This is a genomic window from Paraplanobispora siamensis (assembly GCF_016863175.1).
GTDB classification, from domain to species: Bacteria; Actinomycetota; Actinomycetes; order Streptosporangiales; family Streptosporangiaceae; genus Planobispora; species Planobispora siamensis.
The window spans coordinates 1-24,716 of the sequence record NZ_BOOJ01000040.1; the positions used below are offsets into that span (position 1 = coordinate 1).

Below are 24,716 nucleotides of genomic sequence, written 5' to 3' on the forward strand. Positions count from 1 at the left end.
GCCGGTCTTCGCGTCAACCTCTGCGCACGGGCACGTACGCGTGGTCGTCGAGCACATGCGGCCCTCACATCCGGGATCGCAGTACGTCGATCTCGCAGCCCGGCGACGACGGGCCGAAGCCGTGCTCGATCAGTCAGCGGATCGCCGCAGGCTTCGCGCGACTACCACGTGCGGGTCACCGTAATGGGCGGACATGCCATGACGACTCCCGGTAGACCGAGCGGCTTAGGCGCCGCGATCCCACCTGGTCACCGCGTGCCCGGTCACCGCGTCCCGTCTGCCGGGGACGACCGCCCTAGCCACCGGACGAAGCGCCACCGCCGGACGCCCCGTCACCCGGGGCGGCCTGTCCGCGGGCGACGTAGAGGTTCATGTCGGTGAAGTCGAGGGTGATGGTGTTGGGCTTGTGGAAGCTGTGGAAGAAGGCGGCCGGCACGTCGAACCCGTGGGGGCTGAGCGGCGAGTTCGCGTTCGGGTTCGTGAAGCAGTAGACGCCGTTGGCGGTGACGTCGCCGAGGCGCATCTCCTTCGGGTAGCAGGGGTAGGTGACGGTCGGGTGGCTGCCGACGAAGGTCTCGACCGGGCGGTCGCGGTCGATGCGGATCTGCAACTGCTTGGCCGTCGCCCCGTTCACGATCCCGGCGACCTCGCTGTGTCCGCCGAAGAGCACGCCCACCACGCCTGTGTCGGAGCCGGCGGCACCGGTGAGGCTGCCCCGGCTGTGGAGCGCGTGCTCGCGGGCGATCCACATCGGCAGGGGCCCGGCGCCCGCCCGCCGGGCGGCGGCGCGTGCCTTGGCGGCCGTTCCGGGGGTCCGGCGCCGCAGGATCAGCCGACGGCCGGCGTAGTCGAAGGTGGTCAACAGGTGGTAGAAGATCCACATGCCGATCATGCCGTCGCTGTCGGTGTCGACGTCTTCACCCGACTCCGTCGTCGACCAGCTCACGGGGACGTTGCGCAGCTCGATGCCGCCCAGCTTGAGGGAGTTCAGCGCCCCGTAGTGCACCCATACGGTGCCGTTCAAGTAGTCGATCTTCTCGCTGGCGACGGGGCTCAGCCCGGCCTCCTTGGCCACCGTCGCCGACACCTGCAGCGACGGGGCGCCGGTGTAGAACGTGAAGCGCTTCGTCGGCCCGCCGTTGACCGAGGCCTCCACCAGCGGCTCCGGGTCCATCTGCTTCCAGGGCAGCTGCGCGGTGTCGCCGTGGACCTGATACGGCTCGCCGGAGAACGCCGCGAACCATTTGGCGTAGCTGACCTCGCCGGCGGCTCGCCAGTGCGGTGCCGACAGGGAGAGCTTGTCCTGCCGGATGTAGCAGTCGGCCAGGAGCCGGTTGGTGTCCTTGTCGTCGGGCGCCAGCGCGAGGGCCAGCTTGAGGTGTCTCTCGGCATCGGGGAACCGGTTGGCCAGCAGCCCGACGTAGCCGCGTCGGCGGGCCGCGTGCAGGTTCTTGGGATCCTTTCTCAGGATCTCCTCGTACGCGCGGCCGGCCTGCTCGAACTTCCCGGCCTTGAACAGCGCGTCCGCGTCACCGCCGCCGGCCAGCGCCGTGGCCGTCTTGCCGAGCAGCGGCGCCGTCGCGGCCGCACCGGCCACCACGGCGGCGCCCCGCAACAGCGAACGCCGGTCCCATTGTCTGTCATCAGCCATGTCTTCTCCCATTCGTGATCGTCTTTGCCGCGACTTTCCGCCCGACGGACGGTCGCAGCGGCCCGGCCGGTTCACCTCGCCCCGTTTGACCGCACCGACCCGATCCGGGTGGCCCGGATCGGTGGCCGCACGCCGGGCCGAGGCCATCTGGACGGCCGACCCGTCCGGCTCCGACCAGCCGACCGGTACGGTCGCCGTGCCGCAGTCCGCCTCCGGCTTGTCCGGACACGGCGTCCCGTCCGCGTTCCCGTCCGGCGGTGGACGGTTCGGGTCAAGGCCGGCTCAAGGCCGGCTCAAGGCCCTCCCGCACGGCCGGTCATCCCGATCGGCGTCACTCACGACACGCCGCCGGGTTTCGCCGCACGCTCGGTGATTCGCACGCGACCTGCCCGTCGACGCGCCCACTATCTCGGGGCCATGTCCCCGCCTCGTCCGCGCCGTGTCATGACCGGGTCACGGCCGCAGCCGACGGTGGCGATCGTCAAGAAACCGGGGCACGTGGCAGACAACGCGCACCTCGGCGGCCTCGACAGGTAGCGCTCCCGCCACCGGCTCCGCTTCACCGGTCATCGCGTTCACGTCGCACCGCTGCATCTCACGCAAGCAGTTTCAGCGACGGGGGAGGCGACCACGGGCCTGCTGCGTGCCGAATGGATCCCCTAACCGTTGTCGTCGGACAAGGCCGGCTGTTCCGCCGCCTCGACGACGCCGTCAGACGGCAGTGCTCCTCGATGACGGACGGTGCGGCGGTGATCGGCTCACCCGGCAGAATCCAGCAGACGCGCGCCCAAGGTGGCCGACCGGGCTGCTGGTCGCGGCCATGGAGGAAGACCGGCTCAGCGCTCCGTCCGGTGCGCTCTGAGAGGCCATATCCGGCACCGCTCGCCGAGCGGGGACCGGATGCTGCGCGGCCGTCCTCCCGGGCCGGCATGCGGCCGAAAACAGCCTCGATCTCGGATCCGCCTGCCGGTCAGGGCTTGAAGCGCCGCACGAAATCGGTGGCCGCCTGCTGGGTCGCCCCCCCGACTGATAGCTGGACGGCTCCGCCGGTGATCGCGTCTGTGACCGTCGGAGCAGCCTCGACCACCCCGTCCACGACCATGGCCAGCTGGTTGCGGGGATAGGGCTGGCCCGCCGCCCGGCCGCTCAGCTGGCCGAACGCCGCGCCGTCGGCGGAGACGAAGGTGATCACCACCACCCACTGACTGCTGTCGGGCAGTTTCTCCGCCCGCATCTGCCGGGCTTGCCTGACCGTCATCCCCTCACCCAGCCGGTAGCAGAAGGATCCGTCCTCACTGCGTAGATCCGGGCTTGTACAGGAGGAGCCGTCCTTGGCCTCCAGCACCGGCCGGAAGCTCAAGGGAGTGACAAGCCCGAACGGGGGCCCATCGGCCGCGCCGGAACGGTTCAGCGCGACGATCGCCACCCCCGCCCCCACCATGGCCGCGATGACCAGGATCGCGATGATCCATCGGGTTCGGCGCCGGGACGGGACACGTGTTTCCTTCATCATCGCTCCATGGACGAGGCAGCCGGCGATCACCTGAGGACCATGAACGCTAGCCCCGCGCCGCGGTGCCGGGCGTCCCTCACAAGGGTGATCGCGGCTCAGCTCGCCGGATGATGGACGCACCGGCGAACCGGGAACGAGCATCGATCAGCACCGCTGCCGCGGTGACGACGCCGACCGGTAGGTGCCCTCGGCGCAGCATGCTGCCCGTGGCTGCCAGAGCCGATAGGCGGCCCGATCAGCTCACCGGGCCGCCGCCCTGCACCGGCAGCGGACCGGCCGGCAGGTCCGGCGGGCTGCTGTCGGCGCTCACCGCCGGATGAACCGACCAGGCAGCTGGCGGAGTGGGGGAGCGCGCATACAGCCGCGCGCTGGCGCTGATGATCTCCCATCGGTCACTCCTGCGATTGCGCTACCAGGGCACGCGGTGGTGCTCACTCGGCAGGCGGCGATGGCCTGATGTCCGACTTCCGGTGCGCCCTGGACGAGCCCGACGAGCAGGACGTCGCCTTGGGCTGGGACACCCACTGCGCGGTCACCGCCGACCAGGGCACCGCCCACGGCGCGGTCAACGAAGTCGCCCTGCACGGCAACGTGCTGTAAGGCGTGTTTCATGACAATGGTCAGCACGGCTTGGAACCTGCAGGTGCCCGTCCCGGCGGCCACCTGCGGCGCAGAGGTTTCGATCCCAGGTGCTGTCGCGCTGCCGGCGACGGAACGGAGCTGCGGAACCGCGCCTCAGGGCAGCCGGGCGAGGACGGGGCGGACGAACAGGGGGGTCACCTCGGCATTCCAGACACGGGTGGCAGCCCAGCCATTGGTGGCGTCTTCCTCGCTCTGACCGGCCAGGCGGCTGCCCCCGGCCAGGCTCGGATCGCGCGAGCCGATCTCAACGATCACGCCCTTCTTCCGCACGGTGAAATACTTCGTCACCGTCTCCCGCAAGCAGGCATCGGCGCCCAGGCCGGGAAAGTCAACGGTGCACTGCAGGTTGTTCGGGCCGGCGACGAATTTGTCCCAGTTCTGCCGGGCCAGCTCGGGGCTGCCGGCGAAGAGGACCTCGATGGAGACGGACGCGCTGCGGGAAGGATCGTAGGTGCCGGGAAAGAACACCTCGTATGCGCACCTGGCGCCCGGCACGACGAAGTTGTACGGGGCCTCGCCGCCGGTGCTGATGAACTTGCCATCCTCCGACGTGCTGCTGACACGAGTGGTGGACGGCAGGATCGCTCGGATGTCGGCCTCGGTCAACAGGTCACAGGCGCGCGGCCACTCCCGCGCTCGCAGCCTGCCGCTGTCGGGCGCGGGCAGAGCCAGGGCCAGCGGGCCGCTCGGGGTGGGTGCCGGTCCGTAGGGCACGACCACGTCCTCGGCGCAGCCGCTCAGCAGCGCGGCCGCCAGGATCGCCGTAAGGAACGCCCGTTTCCGCACACCCCGAATCTAGAAGGTGATCGAATCCCGCGCCACCGCCCGTTGGAGGGGTAAGGCTGCCGGTGCACCTCGGCACTCCGCGACCGGCTGCGCCGCGGCGTCCCCAGGACCAGTCACCGCTCCATGGTGACCAGTGCGGGCGGGGCAAGCTCGCACAGGGCATTGGAGCTCGGGGAGAGCATCGGAGCGAGGACGTACGGCACGGCGGATCCGGGTACGGCGCAGAAAGAGAGCAGAAGGAGAGCAGAAGGAGAAGAGCCCTGCCATACGGCCCGGTAACGGGTCGGAGCGCCGATGCCCGGCAGCCGGGGGTCCGCCTGTGATCAAAGCCCTGACCTGCCGTCGAGTATGTTTCCGTTGCGGTGCTCCTGGCGGGCCGTGATGCCCTCACCCGGTCCTGCCAGGTCAGCGCAGCCACCGCAGAGCTGCATCGGCGCAATCCTCGGGGCTGTCGTTGAAGGCGATGGCTGCACCGGGAGCGTGCCGGTGCACCAGGTTGATGACCTTCTCGAACAGCTCGAGCAACGGTTCGTGCTTGCGGATGCCGCCTCCGATCACCACACAGCCATAGTCTGTGCGGGTCAGCGCCCGTGCGATCGTTCCTTCAGGGTCGTCGTCGAGCGTCACCAGGCACCAGTCGGCCTCGAGGTTGTGATCGTCGAAGCGGGCCCGGCCGCGTGCCATCGCCGCCTGGATCGGCTCCGGATCCCAGCCTTGGATCTTGGCGGGATCCAGGCCGATCACCAGCACGCGTGTCTGTGTCATCCGCTCTCCTCCGTGGAATGCCGTTGTGGGATGCCTTTGCGGGCTGTCCGCAGTCGGCCGTGGTGGCCTGCTGATTCAAACATGGGCGCCGCCGGCGTGTCTGCCGGTGGACTGCGCAGCCGCATGACGCCTCGTTCGTCAGGGCGAATTTCGCTTGACCGGGACGGTGCTCTCACCGTCAATCACGCGGACTCGCAGATGCACAGCTGAAGCGGCGTATCCACGGCAAAGGGCCGGCCAGACCAGTCGCCGAAGCGCTCGACGAGCCGAAGGCCGCCCAGCGAGACGAGCAGCGGCAGCTCCTGTGGGAAGACGCTCCTGATTTCGAGCGGTGCGACGACGAAGTCGGGCTCGGAGTCGGTCGAGAGGTACCACGTCCCGCGTGTGACTTGCGCAGGCGCATCGTAGATCTCAGCGACATCGACGCTGACGTTGCCACGGTCAGGATCCATGAACGACAACGACTGCCGGGTGCGCCGTACGCCATCGGCCTCGGCGAGCAGGCGCACGCTCGGGTTGAATACATCGAAGACGAACCGTGCTCCAGGCGCCAGGTGTCTTCGGACCGACCGGAAGCAGCTCACCAGATCCTCAGCCTCATGCAGATGCAGCAGGGAATTGGCTGTGATGAACACGAAGTCGAATGTGCGGCCCAGATCGAAGGCCCGCATGTCGCCCTGCACCCATTCCACCGCCGCCCCGCGCTCGTTCGCCTTGCGCTGAGCCTCAGCCAGCATCTCTGACGAGAAGTCCAGACCGACGCACCGATGCCCGTCGGAGGCGATGGGGATCAGCTTGTGCCCGGTGCCGCACCCGAGTTCCAACACGCGCCCGCCCTGCCGATTGGCCTCGGCCCGGTAGAAGTCGACTGCGGGTCCGCCGCCCGGGAACATCAGGTCGTACAGCCGCGCGTGCGAGTAGAACGCTTCACTCATCGAGCGCCTCCTCCCTTTCCGAGGTTGCTGTGGTCGACATCTACGGAGAGTGACTCAGCGGCCTGCGCCGACTTCCACCGACCTGGCGCGGCGCGCGCTTCGCGGGTGCTGCGGGCCTGGGCGCGGGCGGCCCGGTGAGCTGCCCGCTGCGATCGCCGGCGATGGAGCTAGGTGCTGTCGCGGCGCAGGTTGGGCACCGTGGCCGGAAGGTCGAGCAGATCGATGATTTCGGCCAGGCCGGCGGGCATGTTCGTGAGCCGCAGCTGTCCGGGGCCGATCATCTGTGCGGCGCGCACCAGGCCGGTGATTCCGGCCGCGTCGATGAAGTCCAGACGGGTGCAGTCGATGATGAGGTCGCGGCCTGGGAGGGCCGCCTGGCCGATGGCGGCCGCCAGGAGATCGCAGGTGGTCCGGTCCAGCTCGCCGATGAGGTGCACGGTGTGCGGGTGACGGTGATCGGGACGCGCCTCAAACGGCGTTGAAGGGCGCGGTGATGTTGATGCCATCGTGGGTGATGTCGAATTGGTGGGGCTGCGGGATGTGATGGCTCGCGCGGGTCTTCAAGACGGTCAGCGCTCGCCCGACGTGCGCCTGGTTGCGCAGGTACTGCAGCAGGATCACGTTGTCGGACAGGTGCGACACGCCGCGCTCCGACAGCCGGGTGTGGCCGTACAGCTCAGCCGATTCGTAGGTGAGCAGCACGCTGATGCCCGCCCGGGAGCAATGGTTGAGCAGCGCGTAGACGAACTCCCGGAACCGCTTCTCATCGGGGCAGGCGGCCGCCAGATCGCCGAGGCTGTCGATCACCAGCCGGTAGGCGCCGGTCGATTGGATGGTCTCGAGCAGGTCGTAGTACCACTGGTCGATGTAGATGTCGTTGGGGGAGTCGCAGCGCAGCACGGCGGCCCGGTCCTTGACGTCCCAGCCGAATCCGTTGATCATCCGTTCCAGCTGGACGCGGTTTTCCTGCATCGAGGCGAAGACGCCAGGCTCGCCCAGGCGCGCCCCGCCGTAGATGAACTGCAGTCCCATCACGGTCTTGCCGGAGCCCGAGGGGCCGATCACCAAGGTGGCCGAGCCGGGCCAGTAGCCGTCGCCGACCAGCTCATCCAGCGCGGGGATGCCCGAGGTCGCCCGCCGTTCGCCCAGCTCATACGCTCCGGCGTCGATGTCGCTGAGCCGGGGGAAGACTTTGATGCCGGAGGCTTCGATGCGATAGGCGTGCGCGCCGGAGCGGAAATCGCTGCCGCGCAGCTTCAGCACCCGCAGGGCACGGCTGTCGCGCTGGCCGGTGCCTTCGGTGGCCAGCAGCACGGCGGCGTCGGCGACCGCCAGCTCCGGGCAGCCCTCCAGCTCATCGCGCCGGTATTCGCCCAGCCACAGCGCCATCGTGCCGGTGGCGGCCAATTGGCCTGCCAGCTGGTGGATGAAGCCTTCGAACTCCCGCTCGCCGACCACCCGGTGGCGCAGCGCCCGGAAGCTGTCGATGATCAGAAGCGAGCACGGCTGCCGTGCGATCCGGTTGCCGATGTGGCTGAGCACGCCGGTCAGGCCGTGCTCGTCGAGCTCGCCGCCGAGGTCCTCGAACAGCACTGAGCGGCCGACGCGGTCGGGGTCGAAAAACGACAGGGCTTCGCCGAAGTACAAGATCTTGCTCAGGGGTTCGGCGACGGTGCTGAGGTAGAGGGCGGGCAGCTGCTCGGTGCCGTTGGCGAAGGCGTACTGCTGGGCCAGGACGGTCTTGCCGCTGCCCGGCAGACCCGCGATGAGGGCGATGGAGGGGTTGATCAGACCGCCGTTGAGGATCGCATCAAGCGGGGCCTGCCCGCTGACCAGTCGTCGCTCAGGCATGGGGCACATCCGGGGCGGCGCCGGCGGCGGAGGGCTCGGTCAGCAGCCGCACCGCGGTCAACACCTCCAGCGGATGCACCGGCTTGCGCAGGAACCGGCCGGCTTGCAGGTTCACCGGCGGCGCAAGGATCGACATGGCCAGGACCGGAACGCCCGCCCGGGTGAGCTCCTCGCACAGCTGCACGCCCAGCCCGTTGGAGGTCATCAGGTCGACGATGGCCAGCCGCGGCAGGCTCGCCGATGCGGCGCGGCCGGCTTGGGCCGATCCCGCCACCACCGTCGGGTAGCCTTCGGCCTCCAGGAACGCCGACAGCGATCGGCCGGCGAACCGGTCGCCGTCGACGAGGAGCAGCCCGGGCGGGGCCGGGGCAGCCGTTGCCGCACTGATGCGCCCGGCGCGCACGGGCATCCGCAGATGGACCATGGTGCCCTGCTCGTCGCGCCGGCCCGGCCGGATGGTGACCTCATCGGCCAGGGCCAAGACGATCCGCAGACCGAGCCCGCGCTCGCCGATCGCCCCACCGACTTCGAAGACGCCCTGGTCGGACACGGTGATCCACACACCCTGGTCGGTGTCCTCCCACCGCACATAGATCATGTCGGTGGCACCGTGCTCGACCGCGTTGGCCGACAGCTCGTGCGTGACCAGCACGATCCGTTCCCGCTCCCCGTCGGCGACCCCCGCCTCCTCGGCCAGGCGGGTGACGAAGGCCCGGATGTCGCCCAGCACCTCAGGGCTTACCGGAAACAGATACTCGACCGGCTCACCCGGCCCCGAGCCAGGCAGTAACGCCATCATTGGGCCTCCCTTCGGCCCTCGCCTCCACGATAGCCCGGGTGTCATCACCGCACCAGGGCGCTACACGGCCGGGCAAGGGCTCCTTCGGCGGAACGGAGGGGCGTCGGCGGCCTGGCCCTGGCGGCGCTGCACCACCTCCGGGCAGCGCCGGCTGCGCCCCAGGGCGAGCACGCCCTCGGTGCCGGATGGACCGGCCGACTGCCGGCGCCGGTGTACCGGGTCGAGCACTTGCCGGTAGCACGTCGCTCAGGCAGTCGGCGCGCCCCGCGATCGGCATGTGGCACCCGGGCCAGGCCGGTCATTCCTTCGCGGCGGTAGCGGACTAGCCGGCGCTGGGGTGAAAACCGCACACATCGCCAACCGGCGTCGGCCGTTTCCCGACCGGTGGACAAGGGCCTTCTGGGCGGCCGACGAGATCGGCCATGCGTGCGTCACCGTCGAGGTCTACCGCCGGCAACCGCCGCTGGAGACCAAGGGACGGGACGAGGTGGTGCAGGTCGGCTACGACAGTCCCCGCGGTGCCCTGATGTCGTCCGACGGCGCCGTGGAGCTGCTGATCATGGTGTTCCCCGGCAAGCGGAACAAGCCGGTGGTCTACCGATAGAAGGACGCCGCCGCGGGCCTGAGGACGGGCTCATCTCCCGCTACGCATCGCCGTACCCGCTGTCAGCCGTGGACTTTCTCCTCTAACCCCGGGGGCAGCGGTGCGGATGGTTGTCGCAGTCGGCGTCGAAGTCCTCATACGGATAAATCGCCACAACACCCCCGCCGTCAGGCACCGCTGCTGCGGGACCGGCCCCGATGAGCGGCGCGGTGCCGATGGCGAAGAACGCAGCCATGATCATTACGGCCGTGCGCTTTCTGTTCACGCGATCATCTCCTGTCGTCGCCGGACACGAACGATGATCTTCAGTCGGCCTTGTGGATCAGTTGCGGATCACTGCAGGAGTCCTCCATCCTCCGGCGGTGATCTCCTGCAGCCCTTGGCATCCCGGACTGCGTGCGCGGGAAGCGATCATTCGCCTTCCGGCGCGGGGCGGTCAGTCCCGGGCCGCCGCGATCCGGGCGCCGATGGAGTCGAGGACGAGGTCGAGCCCGAAGGCGAAGCGGTCCAGCGCCCGCTGCAGCGTATAGGGGAGAGTGAGGTCCGACACGGCGAACGCCCCGGCCTGCTCCAGCGCGGTGAGCCGCGGGAAGCGGCCGGCCATGCGCTCGCTCAGGAGCGGAGCGCGCTGCGCCCACCACTCGTCGTCGCTGCTCTCGGTGAGCACGGGCGCCTGCTCGGCCTCGACGACCGCCGAGGCCGCGCCGCGCGTGTACGACTCGACCGCCGTGACGCACCCCACGACGTCGATCGCGGCCAGGCCGTACCCGTCGAGCAGGGCCAGTGCGGCGTCGTGGCGGGTCAGGACGTTCGGGCCGAAGACGGTGCGTGAGGTCGCCACCTGCAGCAACCAGGGATGGGCGCGGAAGGTGGCGAGGTCGGACGCGGCCAGGCCGTGCAGCCCGGCCCGCCATCCGGCGTCCGCGGCGGGGAGGGGCTGGGCGCCCGCGATGCGGTCGACCATCAGCTCCAGCAGCTCCGCCTTGCCCGGCACGTAGGTGTACAGCGACGCCGGGCCGATGCCGAGTGCCTGGGCCAGCGCCCGCATCGACAGGGCGGCCGGCCCGGAACGGTCGGCCTCGGCGATCGCGGCGTCGATGATCCGGGCCAGGTCGAGCCGCTGCCGCGGGCCGCGCCGGGGGACGGGCGCCCCGTCCCAGAGCAGCGCCATCGTGCGCGCGGCATCGCCGCGACCTGGATACTCCATCTCTCACCCTTCCGCCACGAATACACCGAACGGTGTACGGTGTTTCTTATGCGAACCGAGTCCACCATCCCCGGCCTGCCCTGCCGTGACCTCGACGACGTCCTGCCTTTCTACACTGCCCTGGGGTTCGACGTGACCTACCGCCAGGAGCGTCCCAACCCGTACGCAGCCGTCCGCCGCGGCGGGATAGAGCTGCACTTCTTCGCCGTCCCCACGTTCGATCCCGCCGACTCCATGGGGAGCGTGGTCGTGCTCGTCCCGGACACGGAGGCGCTGCACGCCGCCTTCGCCGCGGGACTGCGCGGCGCGTTCGGGAGGGTGCCGGCGTCCGGGATCCCGCGGATGACCCGGCCGCGGCGCAAGCAGGGAACCACCGGCGGTTTCACGGTCGTCGACCCCGGCGGGAACTGGCTGCGGATCAGCGGGTACGGCGACGCGGGCGACGAGCCCGCGGCGTCGGAGGGCAGGCTGGCCCGGGTGATGGCCGCCGCCGCACGCCAGGCCGACGCCCGCGGTGACGCGGCGGCCGGGATCCGCATCCTGGAGACCGGGCTCGCCCGGCACACCGACGCGCCACCCGCTCAGCGCCTGCCCGCGCTGGTCTATCTCGCCGAACTGCGATGGCGTACGGGTGCACGCGACGCCGCGGCCGCGGCGCTCACCGAGGCCGGCGCGATGGAGCTGTCCGCGGCCGACCGCGAGGCACTGGCCGCCGACCTTGCGAGCGCCGCCGAACTGGCCGCCGACCTTGCGAGCGCCGCCGAACTGGCCGCCGACCTGGGCACCGCTCTGCCGCGCTCGTGAACACCCCTTGAAGATCAGCGCGCTGTGCTCAGGGCACGTTCGATTTCCGCACCCGGATACGGCGTCGTCCTGCTGGTGCCGTACAGCTCCCAGTAGAAGTCGTTCATGGCCGCTGCCACGGGTGCGTACCGGCGGATCACAGCGGCCGCGGCCGGTGGGGCACCGGCGGGGTCCGCGCCGTCGGCGCACGCGCGGATGTAGTCATTGCGTCGTGCCGGTCCGCCGCTCTGCGGCGCCCCCACTCCGCAGAGGTTGGTGACGAGCCAGTTGACCAGCCGCATCAGGGCGTAGCCGAGGTCGTGGCTGCGGTTGCGCTCCAGGAATTCGATCTCCTGCCTGGACAGGTCGAACCGGGAGGAGGTCGCCAACCCGAGGTCGGCGATGTACAGGCGCCGTCCGTCGGTGAGGATGTTGCCGAAGTGGCCGTCGAAGTGCATCAACTCCTGATCATTCATGAAGGCCACGTCGGTGAGCAGGCATGACTCGACCATGGCACTTGCCGCCATGGCCGCGTCCTGGCCGGCGGCACGCTGAGCGATGAGCCAGTCATCGAGGGTGTGGGGGATGAACTCCTGAAACAGCACGACGGCGGCCGAGGCGCGGGCAAGGGCGTGAAGACGATCCCGTACCGCCGGTGATCCATCCCAGTACCGCACGACCGCCTCGATGTCGGCGTGCTCCTCGGTGGGCGGCGGCGCTCCCGGCAGCACCCGCCAGTGATACAGCAGCGGGAAGGCCGCACTGCGCCCGGCCAGGACCCAGTTGGTCGTCATGACGCCGGCCGCGAGCTCCCGCCAGGCGCCGAAACCCGGCCCGGCGACGGCGGTGAGGCCGTACTGGCAGAACGCGGGCACCCCGAACAGGTTCGCGGTGGACATCGCGTTGCCCGGCCGGCGCTCCAGGTCGGTCAGCGGGATGCGCTTGGCGAAGACCGGCAGGCCGTCGACCTCCAGCAGCACCGAGGTGCCGCCGATCCCCGCGCCCAGGGTCTGCGCCTGCTCCAGCGATGCGGCGAGCTGCCGGTCGCTGTGCAACGCCAGCGCGCTCGCCACCTCGCCGTATCTGCTGACACGCTCGGCATGGGACATGTCCGACTGTGCGTCCGGCAGCTTCAACCCGGCACCCTTCATGATCGGATCATCGGGTGAGACGCTACACGGGACCGGCCGACCACTGGACAGACCCCGCTACACGCACAAAGGCGGCGGTATCCGCTCAGCCGGGCGATGGTGCGCTCGATCACCCACCGGTGCCGGCCCAGGCGCTGGCTGGATTCCACCCCGCGGCGCGCGATGCGCGGAATGATGCCGCGCTGGCGCAGGATGTGCCGCACGCCCGGGTAGTGGTAGGGATGCGCCGGGAGCGGCCCTGTTCGACCGAGCGCAGGCGGCCGGTGCGGATCTGCTCGAGAGATCCACGCGGTGCTGGGCTGTGCGGCCGATCCTGGGGACTCCAGGATCAGGCCCGGTGCGATGGATCTCGAAGCGGTACGGGAGCTGCCGCCTGCCTTCCCGTCCGGTCCTCACCGAGGCGGGTTCTGAGCGCCGCCGCCGCGCAGACGATCATCATGATCACCTGGATCGCGAAGTAGGCGGGATAGATGCGGAAGGGGGTGATGTCCCACAGCAGATCGACGCTCTGGACCAGCACGAAGAACCCGGTCACCGTCGCGTAGCACCACAGCGAGAGCCGCGCCACCGCAGGAGGCAGGAACGCCGTCAGGGCCAGCGCCGCGCCCACCGAGACGATCTCGACGATCACGAACTGATGGCCGCCCGGATGCCAAAAGAGGAGGAAGGCCAGCAGGGAGAGCACGCCGACCAGCGCGGGGACCAGCGAAGCCGCTCCCCGAAACGGCCGCCGGAAGGCGATCAGCCGCGCCGCGGCGGCCGTCGCCCCGAGAGCGGCCAGTTGGTCGGGCAGGTAATAGGGCTCGAGATGGGAGATCGCTTCGAAGTTTAAAGCGGGACCGGTCAACCAGGGCCAGAGGGCGAGGGCGAGCGCCGCCGTCACGAGGCGTCGCCGGCCGAGCAGCATCAGGCCGAGCAGAGTCAGTCCGAGGGGCGGCAACAACGCGATGGCCAGTGAGATGCTCTCTCCCGGACTCACGCCATCCGACTCGAGGTCGAACCGGTTCGGAAGGTAGAAGCCGAATCCGCCGAGCGGATGGACCTGGTCGGCCGTCAGCAGCCACTGCCCGAGCCTGAGGTTCCACGGGAACAGCCAGAGCGTCACCCACAAGACCGCCGACAGGATCAGCAGCATCCCGGCGGTGCGCTCCAGCGCGCCGCGCCGGGGAGGCGGAACGGCGGGCACGGTGCCGTCCGAGCCGGAGTCCCGCGGTGGCGTCCGGCGGGGAACAGGCACGGCCGGGGCAGGCCGGGGGATGGCCGGGCGGGTGAGGGCCGGGCGGACGGCGGGGGCCACATCGGCGAGCGCCTGCACGTCCGGCGGCTCCCAGTCCAGCAGGACGCGGAGTTCCTCGGCCGTGAGCCTGCGATCGGGGTCGCGCTCCAGCAGGCCCATGATGGGCAGGCTCAGCTCGCGCGGTGGCGCGGGGGACGCGGTGAGGATCGCGGCCAGGCACGCGACGACGTTGTCCCGGGCGAACGGCGCGCGGCCCTCGGCGGCGAAGTAGAGGGTGACACCGAGCGACCACAGGTCGCTCGCGGGGGTGGCCCGCTCGCCCCGTGCCTGCTCGGGGGAGACGTACGCGGGAGAACCCATGAAGGCGCCGTCGCCGGTGAGGGTGACGTCGCCTTCCAGGCGGGCGATGCCGAAGTCGGTGAGCTTCGGGCCGCGTGCCGGCATCAGCACGTTTGCGGGCTTCACATCGCGGTGGACGATCCCGAGGGCGTGCGCCTCCTCCAGCACGTCGAGCAGGGCCAGTCCGAGCCGGAGGAGCTCCGGCTCGGCGAGAGGGCCGTCCCGGTCGACGAGTTCCTGGAGGGACGGCGCGGGCACGTACTCCATGACGATGAACAGGTCGTCGTCGGTGCGGATCACGTCGTGGACGGTGACGGCCCCCGGATGGTTGAGCTGTGCCGCGGCCCGTGCCTCCCGGAGCATCCGGTCGCGCCGCTCCTGCGCGGCCTGCTGCGACAGATATCCGGGTGTCAGGATCTGCTTGAGCGCGACCTCACGCCCGAGTTCCTCGTCGCGAGCCTGCCAGACCACGCCCATTCCGCCCCGGCCCAGCTCCCGCAGGAGAGTGAACCGTCCCACCAGCCGTGTCTCCATGGCCTCCCCAGGGTTCGGGTCAACGATCGCCCAGTGTGCACGGCGTCGCAAGCGGTTCGGAGTCCCAAGTCGATCGCCGTCCGTATCGGCCGACGGATGCAGCCGTCCGTATCGGCCGCCGGATGCAGCCGTCCGTCAGAACACCGCCGGGGCTGACCCGAATCCCCGGATCAGTCCCGGCCCGCCCCCGTGTCAGCAACCGGAATCGATCGGCGGAACGCACGACCGCCACACCCGCGCGAACACGTCGAAGCCGTCGTTATTGTCGCCGACGTTGTCGTCGTTGATCTTGAACTCGAAGCGGGGCGTCACATCGTCCCTGGAGGACGTCCGTACGATTCGCATGCACTCACTGTCCTCGCCCGCGACGTACCACGCTCCGGGCCGGAGTACCAAACCCCGGTCCGGCCCGTCGAGTATCACCACCCTGGCGGCCACGGGGCGCACGAGCAGGGCGTACTTCGGCTCTCCCGGCGCAGGCCAGCGGCCGTTGTCCGGAGCCAGGTCATCCCAGCCGTTCCCCCACGGGCCCTTGTGATCACCCCATGTGGCGATCTGCACCGACCCTCGCGCCGTGAATCGCACCACGTCGTGGATGCGAAGCCTACGGGGATGGCGCCGGTTCTCCCGGTGGTCCTCGGGCCAGTCCTGCTTGGCGTTCCCCGGTACCACGACGTCCCGCCCGATGAACGCCTCATCGGTCAGGGCGCCCCTGCAGTTCTCGATGGGGTCGGCGGCGTGGGCCGCGGGCGACAGCGCGATCTGGGTGGTCACGGACAAGGCGGCGACGGTCACCAGCGAACCCAGGACGCGCATCGTTCCGGACATCTGCATCTCCTCGTGTGCCGGAGGCGGGGTGGTCGCTTCGAGCATGGGATCCGGGACGGCCGGCGGGCATCACCGGTTACAGTGATCGGCCTCACCGGAAACCGTGATTTCGGCCGGTGGATCTCCCCGCGCCGCCGGCGCGGTGCCATGCTTTCCCCGTGAGCGCCTCTGCCGGGACCGAGCCCTCCCCGCGGGTGCTCGCCGTACACGGCGCGCTGATCGTGGTGATCGCCACGGCGTGCTTCTGGCTGGGGTCGGCCCACAGCCCGCTCCCGGCGCCCGCCCTGCTGTCGGAGATCGCCGTCGGAGTGTGCTTCGCGGCGGCCGGGCTGGCGGCCTGGCGGCTGCGGCCGAGAAGCCGGACCGGCGTGTGGATGCTGGCTCTGGGCTACGTGGTCTCGATCCACAACCCGTACGGCTTCCGCCTCCCCGACGACCTGCCCGGCCACCCGCTGCTCGTGGTCGCCGGAGGGGTCACCCTGTGGCTGCAGTACGCGATGGCCGGGCACGTCCTGATGGCCTACCCGTCGGGCCGGCTCACCGACCGGGCCGGCCGCGCCCTCGTCGCCTGCGGCTACCTCCTGGCCGTGGCGGGAAGCGTGCTCCTGCTCACCACGCGCGTCCCGGACCGCCCGGCCTGCATGCCGGCCTGCTACGAGAGCCCGGTGCGGCTCGTCGGCGACCGCCAGCTGTACCTCCACCTCAAGGCGGTGATCACGGTCGCGTGGGTTCTCCTCGCGATCGTCGCTCTGGCTGTGCTGGTACGGCGGGCCGCGCGCTCAGGACCGAGACAGCGGCGGGTACTCGGCTTCGCCACCGGCGTGTCGGGCGTCTCTGTAGCGCTCTTCACCGTCTTCGGGCTCATTGTGACGACCGGATCGCCCCGATCCCCGCTGGGAGCGTTCTTCCACTACGGACACCACTGGGGAGCAGTCATCGCGCTCCCCGTACCGTTCTTCTTCGGGCTGCTGCGCGAACGGCTGGCGTTCGCCTCGGTCGGCGCGCTGGTCGGCCGGCTCGAACACGCTTCGGCCGACACGGTGGAGAGCGCGTTGCGGGAGACCCTGCGCGATCCCACCCTGCGGGTGGCGTTCCCGCTCGCGGACGGACTGGTCGACGGGAACGGCAGGCCGTACGACCCGGGGAGCGACGGCGGGCGGTCCCTCACTCCGCTGGGGGATCCACCGGTCGCGGTGCTGGTGCACGATCCCGACCTGGAGGAGCACCGGGAACTGCTGGACGCCGCAGCGGTGGCCGCCCGGCTGGCCCTCGACAACGCGCGGCTGCACGCACAGGTGCGGGCCCAGCTCGCCGAGGTCCAGGCCTCCCGGCAGCGGATCACGACCGCCGCCGACGCCGAACGGCAGCGGCTGGAGCGCGACCTCCACGACGGCGCCCAGCAACGACTCCTGGGCGTCGGGCTCACACTCGGTGTCCTGCGCGGCCGGTTGACGAGCCCGGCCGAGCGCGAACTCGTCGGCGAGCTGGAACGGGAACTCCGCTCGGCCATCTGGGAACTGCGCGAGCTGGCCCAGGGAATCCGCCCCGCCGTACTGACCGACCAGGGGCTCGCTCCCGCGCTGGCCGCGCTCGCCCGCCGCTCCGGCACCCGGGTCGGCGTGGATGTCCGCGTCGGCCGGCGCCTCGACCCGGTGATCGAGGCCACCGCCTACTATCTGGTCAGCGAGGCTCTGCAGAACGTCACCAAGCACGCCCGCGGAGCCGGTGCCCGGGTCTCCGCCTCCCTCGATGGGGAACGGCTGACGGTCGAGGTCGCTGACGACGGCCCCGGCGGGGCCTCGGTGCGAGCCGGGGCGGGGCTGCGGGGCCTGCTCGACCGCGTCGAGGCCGTCGGCGGGCAGCTGGAGATCTCGTCTCCTCCGGGCCGGGGGACGACCCTGAGGGCGGAGCTGCCATGCGCGTGATCGTCGTCGACGACTCAGTCATCATCCGTGAAGGCCTGCGCCGTCTGCTCGAGGCGGAAGGCCACCACGTCGTCGACGTGGTCGGCCGCCCGGAGCGCGTCGCGGCAGCGGTCGCCGCCGGGACCCCCGACGCCGTCATCCTGGACATCCGCATGCCGCCGACGTTCACCGACGAGGGCATACAGCTTGCGGCGGCGCTCCGTGCAGCCCGGCCGCAACTGGCCGTTCTCGTGCTGTCGCAGTATGCCATGCCCGAGTACGCCTCCCGGCTCCTGAGCGACGGCACGGGCGGGATCGGCTACCTGCTCAAGGAGCGCGTCCTGGAGCCGCTGCACCTGAGCCAGGCACTGCGGCGCCTGGCCGACGGCGGTGTCCTGGTCGATCCGGAGGTCGTGGGCGAACTGCTCGCCGCGGGTCAGCGTGACGATCCGATCGACCGCCTGAGCACCCGGGAACGCGAGGTTCTCCAGCTCATGGCCGAAGGACTCTCGGACCGAGGCATCGCCGAACGGCTCTACGTGTCTGCCAACACCGTCGGCACGCACATCCGGCACGTCTTCCACAAGCTCGGCCTGCCGGACGGAGCGGCCGACAACCGCCGGGTGCTCGCGGTGCTGACGTTCCTGCAACACCGCTGACCGGCCGAGCCCTCCGCCGTGCCCGGGCCGCGCATGACCTCGGCAAGTCGTTCCTCGTCCTGCCGTGCGAACCGTACGGCAGGCGTACCGGCCGTAATGTGCTCGCCGGCCGATTAAGCGTCCAAGTACGCTCGCATTTCATGGAGCCGGCATTGAAGGACGTAGCGGTTCGTCAGGCGACCATGGCGGACATCGACGGCCTGGTGGCGTCGGGCAGCGCACTGTTCATCGAGGACGGTGCGGCCCGTGATCGGTTGCGCAACCCCGGCTGGCCGCGGGAACACGCCCTGGAGTACGAGAAGGGGAATCTGGCCGACCCGAACGTACTGGCACCATGGCGTGGGCGGAAGGTGGGAGCGCAGCTCGTCGAGCGGTTCAGAACGTGGGCCGAAGACAGAGGCGCAGTCCAGCTGCGGGTGACGGCCTAGCCGCGAATGAGGGTGCGATCCGTTTCTACCGGCGGCATGGATTCGTCCCGTTGGAGAGCACGTTCGTCGCCGACCTATGAGAAGCCGAGCGGGGAGCCCGTGGCCTGCAGGGCCCTGGCTTCGGATCCTCTCCAAGCCGCACAGGGCGGCTGATGCGCAAAAGTCCACCCGGCGAGCTCCGGTACCAGCTGCTCGCACCGGTGCTCGCGGTCGCCGTGATCGACCGTATCGACTGTCCCCATCTGCCCCACCCCCCAAAGAGGACTCCTACCCTTTGGGAGGTTTTGTCTGCTTCTTGTGTAGGGATCGAACCCGCACGTAAGCGTGATCGCCGCGCCTGCCGCTGTCGATCAGCCGCGTGGGCAATGTCGGCCGTTGCCCAATCTCATCCGAAACGAGAGGTGAGATGGCTGTGTGGTCGCATAGCGTGTAACGGCTGGGTTACTGCAGGGTCATCCGATGTTGCCGGTCGTCTGGTACCGCGGTCAGAGGTAGGCGGGGCAGACGGCCCTGACCGCTGGGGCGGGGCGCACCCGGTCCGCCGACTCCCCCGCGGAAAGCCGGTGACCGGCGATGACGTCAGAAACCGCAGACCACGACCACAGCGAGACCGCGCGGCTGCGCGAGCTGGACGACCTGGACGCTCTGGACGTGCTGGTCGAGCCGATCTTTCAGGCCATCGCGGAGCTGGCCGCGCACATCTGCCGCGCTCCGATCGCGCTGGTCAACCTGATCGGCGCCGATCGGCAGTACTTCAAAGGCCACGTCGGCACCACTGCCGCGTACATGAGCCGGCGGGTGGCGTTCTGCCCGCACACCGTCGAGGCCCGCCAGGTGGTGGAGGTCGTCGACTCACTGGCCGAGCCGCGTTTTCGCGACGACCCGGTGGTGGTCGGCGAGCCGTACGTGCGGTCCTACCTGGGCGCCCCGATGATCACCAGCCATGATGTCGCGGTCGGCGTGGTGTGCGTCTTCGACCACCGGCCGCGCCGCTGGGAGGGCGCCTGCCACCGGCAGATGGTCACCTTGGCTGCTTGCGCTTCCGGCCTGCTGGAACTGCGCCACCACCACCGCCAGTCCGAAGAGGTCATCGCCCGCCTGCGCGAGGCCGAGGAGCTGAAGAACGCTTTTTTGCGCACCGTCAACCACGAGCTGCGCACTCCGCTGACCTCCATCACCAGCTACCTGCAGCTGATGCACGACGGCGATCTGCCGCCCGCCACCGAACAGCAGTTCATGCAGGTCATCACGCGCAACAGCCAACGGCTGCGTGTCCTGCTCGATGAGCTGCTACTGCTGGCCAGCCTCAACGCCCAGACCGCTGCCTTCACCCCGGAAGGGGAGGACCTGGTGGCCATCGCCCGCGCCGCGGTCGACGACATCGCCGGGACCGCCCACGCCGCCGGCCAGCACCTGACCCTGCACGCCCCGTCCCGCGTCCCGGTTCACGCCGACGCCGGACGGCTGCAGCACGCGCTGTGGCAGGTACTCGACAACGCGATCAAGTTCACCCCGCCCGGCGGGAGCGTCGACGTCACCGTCACCACCGACCCGGTCCCGGCGGTGGAGGTGCGCGATGACGGCATCGGGATCGGCGCCGACGATCTGCAGCGGGTCTTCGACGACTTCTACCGCGCCCAGGCGGCCGAGGACCGGGCGATCGGCGGCACCGGCGTGGGCCTGCCCATCGTCGACAAGATCGTGCGCATGCACGGCGGCAGCGCGCACATCGACAGCCGCCCAGGAGAGGGCACCCGGGTCCGGCTGAGCTTCCCCAGCCCGGAATCGGCCGGCAAACCGGGACACTGACATCGCCGAGCGATGCGCCCGCGCCCTCTCGTTCCAGTCGGCCGCACGTCTGAGTCGTACGACGCGTTCCCCTGGGGCAGACCAAGTATTCCGGAATGGGTCGCAGCACCGCCGTGCTGGTGGCCGACCTCGGCGGGTTCAAGCAGGTCGGCGACTCTCTCGGCCACCAGGCCGGCGACCAGCTGCCGGTGGCCTTCGGCCAGATGCCGCGCCGGGCCCGCATGTAATCGCGCGAGGGGATGCCCGTCGTGGCCGTCATACCCGGCCCGACGATCAGATCGGGCGCGGGCCGGCATCTGCAGTACGCTCCTGTGCGCGACTACGGCTCAGGCGGCCCTGGGCTGCCAGTCAGGACCGTGCTCAAGCAAGGCATCGATGTGCGCCGCCTCAACGGGCGGGGAGAACAGATAACCCTGGACCAGCCGGCAGCCCATCTGCCGCAGCGCCTGGGCCTGCTGCGCGGATTCCACCCCTTCGGCGATGGCGCTCAGCCTCAACCGGGCCGCAAGTTCCACGATCGACTGAGTGAAGGCATGAGCCTGCTCGTCGTGGTCGGTGCCGGTCAGCGGGGTGATGAACGAACGGTCGATCTTGAGGATGTCGACCGGCAGCGTGCGCAGGTAGGCCAGGGAGGAATAGCCGGTGCCGAAGTCGTCCAGCGCGATGCGGATGCCGAGCTCGCGCAGGTCGCTCAAGACCCCCACGATGCGGGCGGTCTCGGTCGCGCCGGTGGCCAGCAGCATGGACTCGGTGATCTCCAGGGTCAGCGCGTGCCGGGGCAGGCCGTGGCGGGTCAGCGCGGCCAAGACGGTGTCGCTGAAGGTCGTCTCCCGCAGTTGACGGCCGGAGACGTTGACGGTGACGGTCAGGCCGTAGCGCTCATACCAGCCGGCCGCATCGGCGCAGGCGTGCTCCAGCACCCAGCGGCCGATGTCGACGATCAGGCCGCTTTCTTCGGCCAGGGGGATGAACACCGCCGGAGACACCGGGCGGCCGGCGGATGGCCGCCAGCGCAGCAGCGCCTCGACCTTGCTGAGCTTTCCGGTGGTCACATCGACGATGGGCTGGTAGGCGAGGGTGAATTCGTTGCGCTCCAGCGCCCGGCGCAGACCGGTGATGATCTCGGTGTGCCGCAGGCGCGCCGCGCGCAGCTCATGGTCGAAGACGACGATCCGGTTCTTGCCGCCGGACTTGGCGGTGTTCAGGGCCAGGTCGCTGTCGCGCAGCGCGTCGGACGGCTCGGCCACCGGTTGCCCGGCCAGCACGCCGATGCTGGCCGTCACGTGCAGTTCGCGCTCGCTCAGCCGGTAAGGGCTGCGCACCAGGTCGAGCATCTGCTGAGCGGCGGCGTGCGCCTGCTCGACGGTGGCGGCGGGCAGCAGCAGGGCGAACTCGTCGCCGCCGAGGCGGGCCAGGATCCGGCCCTCGGCGGTCAGGGCGCCCAGGCGGCGGGCGGCCACCGTGAGCAGCTCATCGCCGAGCGCATGGCCGTAGGTGTCGTTGATGTCTTTGAAGCCGTCCAGGTTGAGCAGCAGCAGTGCGGGCGGTGGCGTGCCGGGCTCGGTGGCGTGCGCAGTGACGGCATCCTGCAACCTCTTGCGCAGCAGGCTGCGGTTGGCCAGACCGGTGAGCGGGTCGTGGTAGGCACGGTGGGTCAGACTGTGTTGCAGTGCCTGCTGGCGGTGCAGCGCGGTGCGTAGCTGGGCACTCTGCCGCTCGGCGATGCGGGCGATGGTGCTCAGCCGCAGCACCAGCAGCACGGCCAACAGCACGGTCAGCACGGTGAAGACAACGTCGTCAACGGGGTCGCGCGCGGTGTCGGCGTGCACCAGCACCCGCCCCAGTCCGGAGATCAGCGGACTGAGCAGGGCCAGGACCAGGAAGATCGTGATCCGTGTCCGGCTGGAGACCACCGGCGTGTGGATGTTGCGGACGGCAGCCATGCTGGGATGCAGGGCCGCGGCTCCGACCAGGGCGGAGAACGCCAGCCAGCCGATCGTCGACAGCGGGCCTGCGGTGCGGCCCATCACGGTGTCGAACAGATGAAGGCTGTCGGCGGCGAACAGGGCGAAGGTGGAGGCACTCAGCAGCGCCAGGCACGCCATGCCTGCGCTGTCGAGCGTCATCCGCATGACGATGCCCATGATGAACAGGTCGATGAGAGGGATGATCAGCAGGAAGGCGAAGCCGGTGGCGGCGTTGCCGCGGTGGTCGAGAGCCGGGTCGATCAGGAACACCCACAGCGGCATGGCCACGCCGATGCTGATGATGCCGCCGTCCAGCATCCCGGCCCAGGGAGAGCCGCCGGCCTGCAGTCCCAGCAGCACCAGCCCGGCCAGTAATAGGACATACCCAGTCACAATGGCAACCTGGTAGAGGTCGGCGGCGGCCGGTAGGCGTAGCCAGACCTCGCCCAAGCCCCGCACCAGGGCGATGGCGACCCAGGAGGTGACGGCCGCCGCGCGGATCAGCCGCCAGGGCCGCAGATCGGCCAGGCCGTAGCGGTCGATTCCGACGATCACCGACACCGCGCAGAGGCCCTGCAGCAACGCGCGGGCGCAGGTGTCCAGCAGCGGGGACAACAAGCCCAGCCCCGGGGAGGCCGCAGCCAGCACGCCACCGAGCGCCAGGCTGGCCACCCACAGCCGGGGATGGCCCGTCAGCCGGGCGAGGGTGGTGCGTGCTGCGCACACGGTTGCGTTCATAGTCTTTCTCCTGGCCACGCAGACGATCTCCGCATGTGATCCGATGCGGGAAAGACAGCCGAAAAGTTCACTCCCTGGTCGAGGTGCCTGGCCTTCCATCGGCTGGCCGGTGGAGTAGTTGACCCAAAAGCAGGAGAAGTTGAGATTCGTTCTCAACATCACGATCGTGACCCGCGGCCCGATCGGCGCGATCCCCACCATGCGGTCGCTGTGGGAACGCGCCGAGGCGGCGGCAGTGGTGCTGGATGCCGCCGGTCGCAGGGACCGGTACGGGCGCCGAGGATGCGCGCAACGCCTCATCTGCAGTCGAACAACACGATGGTGCCGGCGGCAACGGGCGAACACATCCCGGCATCCGGTCATCAAAGAGCATGAGGGTGGTCGGCGATCGCACAGCACGCCCGCTTTGCCGGGGCGCCAGGTGCCGGGTGCGGGCCGGTGGGGTAGTAGGGCCGGGGCAGGCGCAGGAGGGAGGCCGGCATGCACGAGCGTGCAGTAGGCCGCACCGGCACCGGTGAGCGGCCGGCCTCTCGTGATGTGAGCGTGGACGGATCCGATATCGGGGACAGGGGAGGGCATGGCCGGTCCGGCGGAGCAGTGGCCCATCACCGGTGATCTCGCCGGGATGCGCCAGCGGGTGCATCAGTGCGCGATCAGTGCCGGCATGGACGGCCGACGTGCGGCTGACCTGGTGGTGGCGGTGCACGAGGCCGTGGTCAACGTACTGGAGCACGGCGGCGCCAGCGGCACGGTGAGCATCGGCTGCCAGGACGGGCATCTGATCGTTGAGGTGGACGACGCCGCAGGCGTGCTCGACCCCACCCATCTACCGGCCGGCCCACCCGCCCCGGGCCGCGCCCGGGGCGCCGGACTGTGGTTGATCCGCCGGGTATGCGACACGGTAGTCATCGATCGACAGCCGAGAACATCACGCCTGCGCATGGTCATGAAACTGGCGTCGGTCTGAGAGGGCCCGGCACCTGGTAACCGTGGATGCGGGTGGGGTTTCGCTCGGCTTGGTACGTGGCCGAGCAGCGAGATGGTCACCGAACGAGCAGCTGCTCCGACTGCGGATCACGCGGAAACAGGCCGGTGAGCTGGGTCAGCTCCAGCAGCCGCTGCAGATAACCGTGGGCGTGGACCAGGCGCAGCGACCCACCGGCAGAGGCGGCTCGGCGCTGGCCGGCGATCAGGGTGTGCAGGCCGAGCGAGTCGCAAAAGCCCAGGCCTGCGGTGTCGACGACCAGGTGGGTGCGGCCGCGGGCCAGGGCCTGGTCGATCGCTTGGCGCAGGTGATCGGCGGTCAGGGCGTCGATCTCGCCGTTCAGGGCGATCACCGTAACCGCCGGGTGATCGGTGATGGTGAGCGACAGCACGGTCATGCGGGGGATTCCCCCATCCCAGCGGCCATCGGCAACGTCGACCGGCACAGGCACCGGTCGGCGGTAACCGCTTCATTCTCCACCGTAGGCCTGCGGTGGGGGGTGCTGACAACCCGTCCTGACAATCACTTCATAAATACGGCCTCAGAATCGGGAGCGGCAGTAGCCGTAGCCGGCCCAACCGGCCAACCGCGAGCGGCCGTA

The 24,716-nt window shown here is 70.0% G+C and carries 24 protein-coding genes and 1 pseudogene; 9 read left to right on the forward strand and 16 right to left on the reverse strand.

From position 1 onward, the window contains the following. Positions 1–295: 295 nt before the first annotated feature. Together Psi01_RS24130 and Psi01_RS24135 are read right to left on the reverse strand one after the other, a co-directional pair. The gene (locus Psi01_RS24130) at positions 296–1,651 is read right to left on the reverse strand and encodes an aspartyl protease family protein (RefSeq protein WP_204066364.1); all 1,356 of its coding nucleotides are present in this window, start codon (positions 1,649–1,651) and stop codon (positions 296–298) included. 970 nt (positions 1,652–2,621) lie between these two features. Beyond that, entirely contained in the window at positions 2,622–3,161 is a 540-nt protein-coding gene (locus Psi01_RS24135; protein WP_204066365.1) for a SecDF P1 head subdomain-containing protein, read from the reverse strand. Positions 3,162–3,620: 459 nt separating this feature from the next. Between Psi01_RS24135 and Psi01_RS24140 the strand changes: the two genes are divergently transcribed. Then, complete coding sequence (locus Psi01_RS24140) at positions 3,621–3,764, forward strand: Imm10 family immunity protein (protein ID WP_204066366.1); 144 nt, start codon at positions 3,621–3,623, stop codon at positions 3,762–3,764. 135 nt (positions 3,765–3,899) lie between these two features. Here Psi01_RS24140 and Psi01_RS24145 read toward each other — a convergent pair whose 3' ends face one another. From Psi01_RS24145 to Psi01_RS24170, 6 genes are all read right to left on the reverse strand, one after another. Beyond that, the gene (locus Psi01_RS24145) at positions 3,900–4,592 is read right to left on the reverse strand and encodes a hypothetical protein (RefSeq protein ID WP_204066367.1); all 693 of its coding nucleotides are present in this window, start codon (positions 4,590–4,592) and stop codon (positions 3,900–3,902) included. A 405-nt stretch (positions 4,593–4,997) separates the two neighbouring features. Beyond that, positions 4,998–5,357, reverse strand: a complete 360-nt coding sequence (locus Psi01_RS24150; RefSeq protein ID WP_204066368.1) for a hypothetical protein — start codon at positions 5,355–5,357, stop codon at positions 4,998–5,000. Positions 5,358–5,539: 182 nt separating this feature from the next. Beyond that, positions 5,540–6,292 (reverse strand): class I SAM-dependent methyltransferase, encoded by a 753-nt coding sequence (locus Psi01_RS24155; protein ID WP_204066369.1) that lies wholly within the window; start codon positions 6,290–6,292, stop codon positions 5,540–5,542. Between the two features lie 167 nt (positions 6,293–6,459). Further along, positions 6,460–6,798, reverse strand: a complete 339-nt coding sequence (locus tag Psi01_RS24160) for an STAS domain-containing protein (RefSeq protein ID WP_507763455.1) — start codon at positions 6,796–6,798, stop codon at positions 6,460–6,462. After that, on the reverse strand, positions 6,761–8,143 hold the full coding sequence (locus Psi01_RS24165; protein WP_204066371.1) for an ATPase domain-containing protein: 1,383 nt from the start codon (positions 8,141–8,143) through the stop codon (positions 6,761–6,763). Before Psi01_RS24165 ends, Psi01_RS24160 begins: the two co-directional genes overlap by 38 nt. Continuing rightward, positions 8,136–8,939 (reverse strand): ATP-binding protein, encoded by an 804-nt coding sequence (locus tag Psi01_RS24170; protein WP_204066372.1) that lies wholly within the window; start codon positions 8,937–8,939, stop codon positions 8,136–8,138. The genes Psi01_RS24165 and Psi01_RS24170 overlap by 8 nt, the downstream gene beginning before the upstream one ends. 340 nt (positions 8,940–9,279) lie before the next feature. Between Psi01_RS24170 and Psi01_RS24175 the strand changes: the two genes are divergently transcribed. After that, positions 9,280–9,546, forward strand: a complete 267-nt coding sequence (locus tag Psi01_RS24175; protein WP_204066373.1) for a hypothetical protein — start codon at positions 9,280–9,282, stop codon at positions 9,544–9,546. Positions 9,547–9,628: 82 nt separating this feature from the next. On the opposite strand, the gene Psi01_RS24180 is transcribed toward Psi01_RS24175, so the two are convergent. Continuing rightward, positions 9,629–9,811 (reverse strand): hypothetical protein, encoded by a 183-nt coding sequence (locus Psi01_RS24180; RefSeq protein WP_204066374.1) that lies wholly within the window; start codon positions 9,809–9,811, stop codon positions 9,629–9,631. Between the two features lie 171 nt (positions 9,812–9,982). Continuing rightward, the gene (locus tag Psi01_RS24185; RefSeq protein WP_204066375.1) at positions 9,983–10,753 is read right to left on the reverse strand and encodes a TetR/AcrR family transcriptional regulator; all 771 of its coding nucleotides are present in this window, start codon (positions 10,751–10,753) and stop codon (positions 9,983–9,985) included. A 48-nt stretch (positions 10,754–10,801) separates the two neighbouring features. Here Psi01_RS24185 and Psi01_RS24190 point away from each other — a divergent pair, with 48 nt between their 5' ends. After that, on the forward strand, positions 10,802–11,557 hold the full coding sequence (locus Psi01_RS24190) for a bleomycin resistance protein (protein ID WP_204066376.1): 756 nt from the start codon (positions 10,802–10,804) through the stop codon (positions 11,555–11,557). Between the two features lie 14 nt (positions 11,558–11,571). Here the strand turns inward: Psi01_RS24190 and Psi01_RS24195 are convergent, their stop codons facing one another. The 4 genes and pseudogenes from Psi01_RS24195 to Psi01_RS24210 all read right to left on the reverse strand — a co-directional run bounded on the left by Psi01_RS24195 (position 11,572) and on the right by Psi01_RS24210 (position 15,625). Beyond that, positions 11,572–12,687 (reverse strand): serine/threonine protein phosphatase, encoded by a 1,116-nt coding sequence (locus Psi01_RS24195; RefSeq protein ID WP_239127979.1) that lies wholly within the window; start codon positions 12,685–12,687, stop codon positions 11,572–11,574. Between the two features lie 68 nt (positions 12,688–12,755). After that, positions 12,756–12,905 (reverse strand): annotated as a pseudogene (locus Psi01_RS24200) (IS5/IS1182 family transposase); the annotation flags it as partial. A 110-nt stretch (positions 12,906–13,015) separates the two neighbouring features. Continuing rightward, a complete protein-coding gene (locus tag Psi01_RS24205) occupies positions 13,016–14,797 on the reverse strand; it encodes a serine/threonine-protein kinase (protein WP_204066377.1) in 1,782 nt (593 codons plus the stop codon). A gap of 192 nt (positions 14,798–14,989) precedes the next feature. Beyond that, positions 14,990–15,625 (reverse strand): hypothetical protein, encoded by a 636-nt coding sequence (locus Psi01_RS24210; protein ID WP_204066378.1) that lies wholly within the window; start codon positions 15,623–15,625, stop codon positions 14,990–14,992. A 158-nt stretch (positions 15,626–15,783) separates the two neighbouring features. Here Psi01_RS24210 and Psi01_RS24215 point away from each other — a divergent pair, with 158 nt between their 5' ends. The 5 genes from Psi01_RS24215 (at position 15,784) to Psi01_RS24235 (ending at position 20,652) form a co-directional block, all read left to right on the forward strand. After that, the gene (locus Psi01_RS24215; RefSeq protein WP_204066379.1) at positions 15,784–17,550 is read left to right on the forward strand and encodes a histidine kinase; all 1,767 of its coding nucleotides are present in this window, start codon (positions 15,784–15,786) and stop codon (positions 17,548–17,550) included. Beyond that, entirely contained in the window at positions 17,541–18,188 is a 648-nt protein-coding gene (locus tag Psi01_RS24220; protein ID WP_204066380.1) for a response regulator transcription factor, read from the forward strand. The genes Psi01_RS24215 and Psi01_RS24220 overlap by 10 nt, the downstream gene beginning before the upstream one ends. Before the next feature lie 140 nt (positions 18,189–18,328). After that, on the forward strand, positions 18,329–18,616 hold the full coding sequence (locus Psi01_RS24225) for a hypothetical protein (RefSeq protein WP_204066381.1): 288 nt from the start codon (positions 18,329–18,331) through the stop codon (positions 18,614–18,616). A gap of 573 nt (positions 18,617–19,189) precedes the next feature. After that, positions 19,190–20,425, forward strand: coding sequence for a GAF domain-containing sensor histidine kinase (locus tag Psi01_RS24230; protein WP_204066382.1), 1,236 nt, complete (start codon positions 19,190–19,192; stop codon positions 20,423–20,425). 95 nt (positions 20,426–20,520) lie between these two features. Next, positions 20,521–20,652: a diguanylate cyclase domain-containing protein gene (locus Psi01_RS24235; RefSeq protein ID WP_204066383.1), complete on the forward strand. Its 132-nt coding sequence runs from the start codon at positions 20,521–20,523 to the stop codon at positions 20,650–20,652. A gap of 99 nt (positions 20,653–20,751) precedes the next feature. Here Psi01_RS24235 and Psi01_RS24240 read toward each other — a convergent pair whose 3' ends face one another. Then, a complete protein-coding gene (locus tag Psi01_RS24240; protein WP_204066384.1) occupies positions 20,752–23,130 on the reverse strand; it encodes a putative bifunctional diguanylate cyclase/phosphodiesterase in 2,379 nt (792 codons plus the stop codon). A gap of 577 nt (positions 23,131–23,707) precedes the next feature. On the opposite strand from Psi01_RS24240, the gene Psi01_RS24245 reads away from it, so the two are divergent. Further along, on the forward strand, positions 23,708–24,097 hold the full coding sequence (locus tag Psi01_RS24245; protein WP_204066385.1) for an ATP-binding protein: 390 nt from the start codon (positions 23,708–23,710) through the stop codon (positions 24,095–24,097). A gap of 76 nt (positions 24,098–24,173) precedes the next feature. Here Psi01_RS24245 and Psi01_RS24250 read toward each other — a convergent pair whose 3' ends face one another. Next, entirely contained in the window at positions 24,174–24,512 is a 339-nt protein-coding gene (locus tag Psi01_RS24250) for an STAS domain-containing protein (protein WP_204066386.1), read from the reverse strand. Positions 24,513–24,716: the final 204 nt, after the last annotated feature.

Excerpts from the sequence above, each read along its gene's own strand:
- Psi01_RS24235 (WP_204066383.1), top strand. The coding sequence starts at position 20,521 with ATGGGTCGCAGCACCGCCGTGCTGGTGGCCGACCTCGGCGGGTTCAAG.
- Psi01_RS24135 (WP_204066365.1), bottom strand. The coding sequence starts at position 3,161 with ATGAAGGAAACACGTGTCCCGTCCCGGCGCCGAACCCGATGGATCATC.
- Psi01_RS24140 (WP_204066366.1), top strand. The coding sequence starts at position 3,621 with ATGTCCGACTTCCGGTGCGCCCTGGACGAGCCCGACGAGCAGGACGTC.
- Psi01_RS24210 (WP_204066378.1), bottom strand. The coding sequence starts at position 15,625 with ATGTCCGGAACGATGCGCGTCCTGGGTTCGCTGGTGACCGTCGCCGCC.
- Psi01_RS24160 (WP_507763455.1), bottom strand. The coding sequence starts at position 6,798 with ATGGCATCAACATCACCGCGCCCTTCAACGCCGTTTGAGGCGCGTCCC.
- Psi01_RS24205 (WP_204066377.1), bottom strand. The coding sequence starts at position 14,797 with ATGGAGACACGGCTGGTGGGACGGTTCACTCTCCTGCGGGAGCTGGGC.
- Psi01_RS24170 (WP_204066372.1), bottom strand. The coding sequence starts at position 8,939 with ATGGCGTTACTGCCTGGCTCGGGGCCGGGTGAGCCGGTCGAGTATCTG.
- Psi01_RS24165 (WP_204066371.1), bottom strand. The coding sequence starts at position 8,143 with ATGCCTGAGCGACGACTGGTCAGCGGGCAGGCCCCGCTTGATGCGATC.
- Psi01_RS24155 (WP_204066369.1), bottom strand. The coding sequence starts at position 6,292 with ATGAGTGAAGCGTTCTACTCGCACGCGCGGCTGTACGACCTGATGTTC.
- Psi01_RS24185 (WP_204066375.1), bottom strand. The coding sequence starts at position 10,753 with ATGGAGTATCCAGGTCGCGGCGATGCCGCGCGCACGATGGCGCTGCTC.
- Psi01_RS24130 (WP_204066364.1), bottom strand. The coding sequence starts at position 1,651 with ATGGCTGATGACAGACAATGGGACCGGCGTTCGCTGTTGCGGGGCGCC.
- Psi01_RS24240 (WP_204066384.1), bottom strand. The coding sequence starts at position 23,130 with ATGAACGCAACCGTGTGCGCAGCACGCACCACCCTCGCCCGGCTGACG.
- Psi01_RS24225 (WP_204066381.1), top strand. The coding sequence starts at position 18,329 with ATGGAGCCGGCATTGAAGGACGTAGCGGTTCGTCAGGCGACCATGGCG.
- Psi01_RS24190 (WP_204066376.1), top strand. The coding sequence starts at position 10,802 with ATGCGAACCGAGTCCACCATCCCCGGCCTGCCCTGCCGTGACCTCGAC.
- Psi01_RS24230 (WP_204066382.1), top strand. The coding sequence starts at position 19,190 with ATGACGTCAGAAACCGCAGACCACGACCACAGCGAGACCGCGCGGCTG.
- Psi01_RS24220 (WP_204066380.1), top strand. The coding sequence starts at position 17,541 with ATGCGCGTGATCGTCGTCGACGACTCAGTCATCATCCGTGAAGGCCTG.
- Psi01_RS24250 (WP_204066386.1), bottom strand. The coding sequence starts at position 24,512 with ATGACCGTGCTGTCGCTCACCATCACCGATCACCCGGCGGTTACGGTG.
- Psi01_RS24150 (WP_204066368.1), bottom strand. The coding sequence starts at position 5,357 with ATGACACAGACACGCGTGCTGGTGATCGGCCTGGATCCCGCCAAGATC.
- Psi01_RS24195 (WP_239127979.1), bottom strand. The coding sequence starts at position 12,687 with ATGAAGGGTGCCGGGTTGAAGCTGCCGGACGCACAGTCGGACATGTCC.
- Psi01_RS24245 (WP_204066385.1), top strand. The coding sequence starts at position 23,708 with ATGGCCGGTCCGGCGGAGCAGTGGCCCATCACCGGTGATCTCGCCGGG.